We start from the raw sequence: 7,454 nt of genomic DNA on the forward strand, positions 1-7,454 counted from the left end.
TGCGGCACGGGAACGAAGTCCACCGTCCGGCCAACCTCGCGGGATTCCGTGTAGGTCATCTGAACTGCTTTTTCGCCGAGGCCGCGCTTGAGCACCGCCGGCCGCCCGGCTGCCAGGGCGGCCTTGTGGACGTAGAACTCGTCGGGGTTGACGGCACCCTGGACCACGGCCTCGCCGAGGCCGTAGGAGGAGGTGATGAAGACGGCGTCGTTGAAGCCCGTTTCGGTATCCATGGTGAACATCACCCCGGAAGCGCCGACGTCGGAGCGGACCATGCGCTGGATGCCGGCCGAGAGTGCCACTTCTGAATGCGTGAAGCCGTGATGCACCCGGTAGGCGATGGCCCGGTCGTTGTAGAGCGAGGCAAAGACGTCCTTGATGGCGAGCAGGATGTTATCCACGCCCCGGATGTTCAGGAAGGTCTCCTGCTGCCCGGCGAAGGAAGCATCAGGCAGGTCTTCGGCCGTGGCGCTGGAGCGCACTGCCCAGGACACGTCACCGCCGTGGTTATCCGTCAAACGGTGGTAGGCGGTCCGGATCTGCTCCTCGAATCCGGCTGGAAAGGGGGTGCTGCTGATCAGGTCCCGGATTTGCTTCCCGGCCAGGGCCAGGGCGGTCACATCGCCGCTGTCCAGGTCCTTAAGGATCCCTTCGATCCGGGTGTCGAGGCCGGACCCGCTCAAAAAACGCCGGTAGGCGTCTGCAGTGGTGGCGAAACCGTCCGGGACCTTGACCCCGGCAGAGGCGAGGTTTCGGACCATTTCGCCGAGCGAGGCGTTCTTGCCGCCGACTTGATCGAGATCGGACAGGCCGAGGTCCGAAAACCAAAGAACGTCAGTCATAGGTGGTGCTCCTTCGTTGGGCACGCTCTGACAAGCGCTGAAAAAAGATGTGATGCAAGGTTGGGCGGGTAAGTCGCCCAGAAGCAACTGCATGTGACCTATGCGACACTCTGGCCATGTAATGAAGAGTCACCAAAGAGGCTAATTCGTGCTTGCTGTCGCGTGGCACACCGACAATGTTGGCGCGCACATGTGATGTCGGTTTCAGGGATCCAGACTGGCCAGGTCTTCGCGCTGGACTGAGCCGCCCCGGAACTGGGGCGGCTCAAGTCCTGAACGTCCACCCTGATCAAGTCCACACACACGACGGCCCGTGACGGACGCCAGCGGGAATGCGCCAGCGCCGAAACTGCCTGCCGCCGCACCCCCCGCCTAGAACGGTGGTGGCTCTGGCTGTTGGAGCAGATTGAGGAGTTTTCCGTGGTCGGCTGGTTCTGTGGTGTAGTGCCGGCCCAGCGGTGAACACCATTCAAGGTCCCCGGAAGGGGAAGAGTGTCTGTAACTCCACGCGCCGATGGACTTCAGCGCGTGGTGCCTGCGGCAGAGCATTGCCAGATTGCCGGGATCGGTCGTCCCGCCGTCCTGCCACTCGACGGTGTGATCGGGCTCGCAGACACTGGCCCGGCGGGTACATCCCGGGAACCGGCAGGTCCCTTCACGGCACTGCAGATACCGGCGCAACGCCTTCGGGGGACGATAAGCCGCCCGCCCCACACCCAACGCCTCCCCGGTGGTCCCGTCCGTGAACACCAGGTACCAGGCAGGCGCCAGCGCCGCCAAACGCCGCGCCGTGGCAGCATCAAGAGGGCCATACCCTTCCAGTTCAGCCGTCCCAAACTCACCTGCCGCAGGCCCAGCCCCGCCAAGCCCAGCCGCGCCAAGCCCAGCCGCCGCCGAGAGCCATGTAGCAGGTTCAGTCGGTACGGCATCGCCGCCGGAACCTGGGCTGCCGCCCATCACCTGTCCCACCGGGATAGTCACCACGATCTCAGGGCGGAACACCCCGGAGTCCACCCCGTCAGGGCCACCAAAAAGCCTGTCGGACCCGCCCGCTTCGGGGCCACCCAAGAGGCGGTAGGCCAGCGACTCGGCGCGGAACTCCGACAGCGTAGGCGAATCCGCAGCAATGCCGGGTCCAGGTGCAGTGCCGGATCCCGGTGCATTAGCGGGTTCAGCAGCAGCGGTGGATCCAGCAGCAAAACCGGGCCCAGGAAGATCTTTGAGCTCCGCTACCCGTGCGCTGGCCAGCCGCGCATCACGATCGAGCCCGCTATAGATTGCCATTCCGACCTCCGCGGTGAGGAACGCCGAGAGCGTGCACATCCCGTCCGGCTCGGCCCTGAACCACACGCCGCGCTCACGCCGGGCCGCCTCCTTGCGGGCCGCGAGGCTTTCAGGGTGCAACTGTTCACGCAACCGCCGCAGACAGGCGCGCAATTCAGCCGGCGTGCGCCTGCGCCCGTGCCGCGTCCGCGTGCGCCGCAGCGCAATCGATGCAAACCTTTCAGACTGCCCGTCAGGGAGGGAGCGGGCCTGGTCAACAATGATCCGGGCATGCGCGTCGGAAATGTCGCCCGCCTCCAGGGCTTCAAGGACCTCCCAAAGGGACCCCGTCAGCTCCGCCGCATCATTAAGCACCCGCGCAGCCGTGCCCTCCGAGAGCGCACAGGCCGTTGACACTTCAGTGACAGCAAGCGCATGGGCCTCGTCCCCGCCAAACCGTACCGGCTGGCTCTCCTCCCGCGCGGGAGCTTCTTCCGCAATAGCTTCCTCGACCCGGGCAAGCGCGCCCTGCTTCATGCCCGTAGCCCAGGCAATAAGCCTGTCAGCCGATTGGACCACGCGAATCGCACCATCGGCGGTCAGGAAAGCGGGAGCCGGAAAGCTCACCGTCCCGGCCAGGAGCGAATCCTCCCCGTCCGTGAACTCAACAGCCGGAACCCACGCCTCCTCATCATCGACGAACGGCTGAACCTCCACGCTGCACCCCCTTCACGGAACCACCGTCCCTCCACCTCGGGACACTTTCAGACTAGGGGTGGGGTCTGACATTGCAGCCTTCAACCAGTCCACGCCGTCGTCACCTGCCTTTTGCAGGTGCTGCCGGAAGGGGTCCTAGGTCAGTACTCGCCCTTGATCACAAAGTAGGAGCCGCGGATGACGCCGGCGAGCTTGGACTTCTGGCGCGCGAACTTGAAACTGGACGCCAGTTCCTCGGGAACGTCCATGCCGTCAGAGAGCTTGAACCCGACTGCCCGCTTCCCGCCTTCCTCCAGGCCGTACATCACGTTGATTGCCAGGCCGGACTCATAAAACACGTACGCCATGCGCAGCCCGTCCACTTCGAAGGAGGACACTTCGAGTGGACGGGACGCGATGGCGAGATTGCGCTCGGTGGAGAGGATGTTGTGCACATAGGCCACCGTCTCCGGCGCCTCGGCGGCAGGGGTGACGGTGAAATCGTGGTCGTACTTGTTCTTGTAGTACCGCGCCTCATTGGCGCGCAGCCCCGCCAGCGCTTCCGCCACGGGTGACGACTCCAAACCAACGGTGGAGACGTCCTTGAAATCAACGGTGTACGGCAATGGGTCCTCCTGGGAGTTTTCCTTCGCAGCCTAGACCAAGTTCTCCACCAAGGACACGTCACGCACCGCACCCTTGTCCGCGGAGAGGGCCATGGCGGCGTAGGCGCGCAAGGCCGGGGAAACATAGCGGTCCCGGTTCTTTGCCTTGTACCCGCCATTGGCTTCCAGCTTTTCGCGGCGTTCGGCGAGGACCTCGTCGGAGACCTGCAGCTGAAGGGAACGCCGCGTGATGTCAATGCTGATGATGTCGCCGTCCTCCACCAGGGCGATAGCGCCGCCGGAGGCAGCCTCCGGTGAGATGTGCCCGATCGACAGGCCGGAGGTGCCGCCGGAGAAGCGCCCGTCCGTGATGAGGGCGCACTTCTTGCCCAGGCCGCGGCCCTTGAGGAACGACGTCGGGTAGAGCATTTCCTGCATGCCGGGGCCGCCGCGTGGGCCTTCGTAGCGGATGACCACTACGTCGCCTTCCTTGACGCCCTTGTTCAGGATCTTTTCCACCGCTTCGTCCTGGGACTCGCACACGACTGCCGGGCCTTCAAAGACCCAGATGGACTCGTCCACGCCAGCGGTCTTCACCACGGCGCCATCCACGGCCACGTTGCCGCGGAGCACAGCCAGGCCGCCGTCCTTGGAGTAGGCGTGCTCCACGGACCGGATGCAGCCTTCCGCGGCGTCGGTGTCCAGGGAGGTCCACTCGTTCGACTGGGAGAAAGCGGTGGAGGAACGGACGCCGCCGGGAGCCGCATGCCACAGGGCCTTCGCTTCTTCCGTGGCCTTGCCACCGCGGATGTCCCAGTCATCCAGCCAGCCGTCCAGATCCGCGGAGTGCACGGAGTGGACGTTCTTGTGCAGGAGGCCGCCGCGATTCAGTTCGCCGAGCAGCGCAGGGATGCCGCCGGCGCGGTGCACGTCCTCCATGTAATAGGTCTTGTCCTTGGCGACGTTCGGGGCCACCTTTGCCAGGCAGGGCACCTCGCGCGACTTGGCGTCCATCTCGGCCAGTCCGTACTCCACGCCCGCTTCCTGGGCCGCAGCCAGCAGGTGCAGGATCGTGTTGGTGGAGCCGCCCATCGAGATATCCAGGGCCATGGCGTTGTCAAAGGCCTCGGCAGTGGCGATGGAGCGCGGCAGAACTGAGTCGTCGTCGCCGTCGTAGTAGCGTTTGACGAGCTCGACGACGGTGGCTCCGGCCTTCTCGTACAGCGCCTTGCGTGCGGTGTGGGTCGCCAGCACGGAGCCGTTGCCCGGCAGGGCCAGGCCGATGGCCTCGGCGAGGCAGTTCATGGAGTTGGCGGTGAACATGCCGGAGCAGGAACCACAGGTGGGGCAGGCGTTCTCTTCGATGAGGTTGATGTCTTCATCGGAAATGGACTCGTCCACGGCGTCGGCAATCGCGTTCACCAGGTCCAGGGAGCGTACGGAGCCGTCGGTCAGGGTCACGCGGCCGGCTTCCATGGGCCCGCCGGAGACGAACACTACGGGGATGTTCAGGCGCAACGCGGCCATCAGCATGCCCGGGGTGATCTTGTCGCAGTTGGAGATGCAGACCAGGGCGTCGGCACAGTGTGCGTTGACCATGTACTCCACGGAGTCGGCGATCAGGTCGCGGGACGGCAGGGAGTAGAGCATCCCGGAGTGGCCCATGGCGATTCCGTCGTCCACGGCGATGGTGTTGAACTCACGCGGCACAGCGCCGGCCGCGAGGATGGCGTCGGAGACGATCCGGCCCACAGGAGCGAGGTGGGTGTGGCCAGGGACGAATTCGGTGAAGGAGTTGGCCACGGCGATGATCGGCTTGCCGATGTCTGTGTTGGCGACGCCGGAGGCGCGCAGCAGTGCGCGGGCGCCGGCCATATTGCGGCCATGGGTGACAGTGCGGGAACGGAGTGCAGGCATGCTACCGATCCTGCCGTGCCCGGCGCTGGGGCGGAAGACAGTGCTGATACTAGTAGTAGGAGTACCAGAGTACTAGTGTTGTTTCCCGTGAAAGATGCCGGGGACAGACGGAAGGAGCTCGGCCTGTTCCTGCGGGCGCGCCGGGACCAGGCCCTGCGGTCGGAGTATGGATTACCGCCAGTCGCCCGCCGGCGTGAGAGAGGGCTGAGGCGGGAGGAAGTCGCCTTCCTTTCCGGCGTCAGCGTCACCTGGTACACATGGCTGGAACAGGGCCGGGACATCAGGCCCTCCCGCGAAGTCCTGGAAGCCGTGGCACGGACCTTGCACCTCTCGGAAACCGGTCGTTCCTACGTCCTGTCACTGGGCGGCTATTCAGTGCCCGTCACAGCCGGTCCGGTCGCAGCTGACGCTCCCGCCCACATCCAGCGCCTCCTCGACGCCCTCGGCCCCAACCCCGCCTTCGCGCTGGCACCGGGCTGGAGCGTGACCGGCTGGAACAGGGCCTACGCCGCGCTGTATCCCAACATCGCCAACGTTGCCGCGCCGGAGCGGAACCTGCTGTGGCTGGTCTTCACCGACCCGTACGTCCGGGAGCTGCTCCCCGACTGGGACGTCACCAGCAGGCGGTTCCTGGCCGAGTTCCGGGCCGAAGCCGGTCAGCGGCTGGGCGATCCGGATGTGGCCTACCAGGTGGAGCGGCTCAAGGAGACCAGCCCGGAATTTAAGGAGGGCTGGGACCGGTACGACATCCTCGGTTTCGAATCCCGCGAACGGCTCTTCCACCACCCGTCGGTGGGCGTGCTCCGGCTGGAGCACCACCAGGTCTCGCCCTCGGACCGCCCCGACCTGCATCTTGTGGTCTACACCCCGGCGCCGGAGAGCGACGCCGCGGAACAGATCCAGCGGCTGCTCTCGGCCGGCAGCTAGGCCGAGAGCTGCCCCTCGGGTAAGCCTACGAGTCCGTGTGCCTGCCCTTCAGCTTGTCCAGGATCCGGTCCACCATGCCAACGCCCGGTCCCAGGGTTTTGTGGAACAACTCCGAATGCGGCGCGCTGGGGTGCGGCCTGGTGGGTGCCAGCTTTTTCGCTTTCTCCACCTTTTCGCCGAGGTCGACGAGCTTCTCCCAGGGGATGTGCAGCCGGAGTTTTGGAAACTGTTCAGTCTCCTCGTCGTTTGCGTGATGGCTCAGCTGCGCCTCAAGCTCATTGACCAGCTCCATAAAGGCCGGTTCGGCGGGCTCCGCCTTCTCCAGCCGCTTCATGAGCTTGACGATCTCGTCGTGCTCCTTCTTGTCATGTTCCACTTCTTCCTTGCCGTTGGGCACGTGGTCCTCGACGGCGGGGTACACGTACATTTCCTCGGCAACGGCATGGCGCATGACCTCCGCAATCAGGGTGTCCGCCAGGTCCCGTGCGCCGTCCCCGGACGCACTCCTGATCTGCGCGATCAGCGCAATCATGTCCTGGTGATCGCTGGTCAGGATGTCCACAACGTCCACGTTCGCTCCGGCGGAATTGGTATCACTCATGAGCCTGCCCTCCTCCTGGATCGCTCCCTTTAAGCGACGTAAGAGGGTCAAAATACCATGCGGCAACAGGGCGATCCATAGGTGGAAAGTGCCCCGGATCAGGCTGCCTAACGCGCAGCTTTCAGCTGCCTGAGCAGGTCCTCCCACAGCGCGGCACCGTCGATCCTGTGGTGGATCACGCTTCCCGGATCAGCAGCGATTCCGGCCGTGCCGGGGCCCGGCACAAACGGCACCAGGACACTGTCGCCCAAGGTCAGCGTGCTGCCCAACTGCACGAAAGGCGGAACGTCGAGCAGGCGCTCAGCCAACCAGGAACCAACCCGTGACGCGGCAGCGAGCTCGTTCTTCGCCGCGTCCACCGCAACGGTCATCCGCGTGTACTCCTCGTACGGGATCCGGACCAGGGGCATCCCCGACGCCATCACCTCCGCAGCCGATGCGGCGTCCGTGTCCGAGTTGTATTCCCCGCGGTCCGCTTGGGCCAGCGTGCCGCCCACCCACACCAGCGCCGCACGAACGGCGAGCGCCGGGTCCAGCCGCAGCGCCGCAGCGACGTTGGTCAGCGGTCCTCCGCACAGGATGGTGGTCCGCTCACAGCGCGCG

General features: G+C 65.3%; 7 protein-coding genes. 1 reads left to right on the plus strand and 6 read right to left on the minus strand.

Features of this window, described 5'->3' with window-relative positions; all coding sequences use genetic code 11:
* The 4 genes from FNL14_RS17550 to ilvD all read right to left on the minus strand — a co-directional run.
* On the minus strand, nucleotides 1-842 hold an 842-nt coding region (locus tag FNL14_RS17550), incomplete at its 3' end, for a PEP/pyruvate-binding domain-containing protein (protein WP_304653959.1).
* 372 nt (nucleotides 843-1,214) lie between these two features.
* A complete protein-coding gene (locus tag FNL14_RS17555; RefSeq protein WP_142062541.1) occupies nucleotides 1,215-2,822 on the minus strand; it encodes an HNH endonuclease signature motif containing protein in 1,608 nt (535 codons plus the stop codon).
* A gap of 140 nt (nucleotides 2,823-2,962) precedes the next feature.
* Nucleotides 2,963-3,427 (minus strand): phage tail protein, encoded by a 465-nt coding sequence (locus FNL14_RS17560; RefSeq protein ID WP_142062544.1) that lies wholly within the window; start codon nucleotides 3,425-3,427, stop codon nucleotides 2,963-2,965.
* Between the two features lie 30 nt (nucleotides 3,428-3,457).
* Nucleotides 3,458-5,323, minus strand: a complete 1,866-nt coding sequence (ilvD, locus tag FNL14_RS17565; RefSeq protein WP_142062547.1) for a dihydroxy-acid dehydratase — start codon at nucleotides 5,321-5,323, stop codon at nucleotides 3,458-3,460.
* Between the two features lie 87 nt (nucleotides 5,324-5,410).
* On the opposite strand from ilvD, the gene FNL14_RS17570 reads away from it, so the two are divergent.
* A complete protein-coding gene (locus FNL14_RS17570) occupies nucleotides 5,411-6,250 on the plus strand; it encodes a helix-turn-helix transcriptional regulator (RefSeq protein WP_142062570.1) in 840 nt (279 codons plus the stop codon).
* Nucleotides 6,251-6,275: 25 nt separating this feature from the next.
* On the opposite strand, the gene FNL14_RS17575 is transcribed toward FNL14_RS17570, so the two are convergent.
* Together FNL14_RS17575 and FNL14_RS17580 are read right to left on the minus strand one after the other, a co-directional pair.
* Entirely contained in the window at nucleotides 6,276-6,851 is a 576-nt protein-coding gene (locus FNL14_RS17575; RefSeq protein WP_142062550.1) for a hemerythrin domain-containing protein, read from the minus strand.
* Between the two features lie 107 nt (nucleotides 6,852-6,958).
* On the minus strand, nucleotides 6,959-7,454 hold a 496-nt coding region (locus FNL14_RS17580), incomplete at its 5' end, for a nucleoside hydrolase (protein WP_142062573.1).

This window comes from Pseudarthrobacter sp. B4EP4b (assembly GCF_006680095.1).
Taxonomy (GTDB): Bacteria; Actinomycetota; Actinomycetes; order Actinomycetales; family Micrococcaceae; genus Arthrobacter.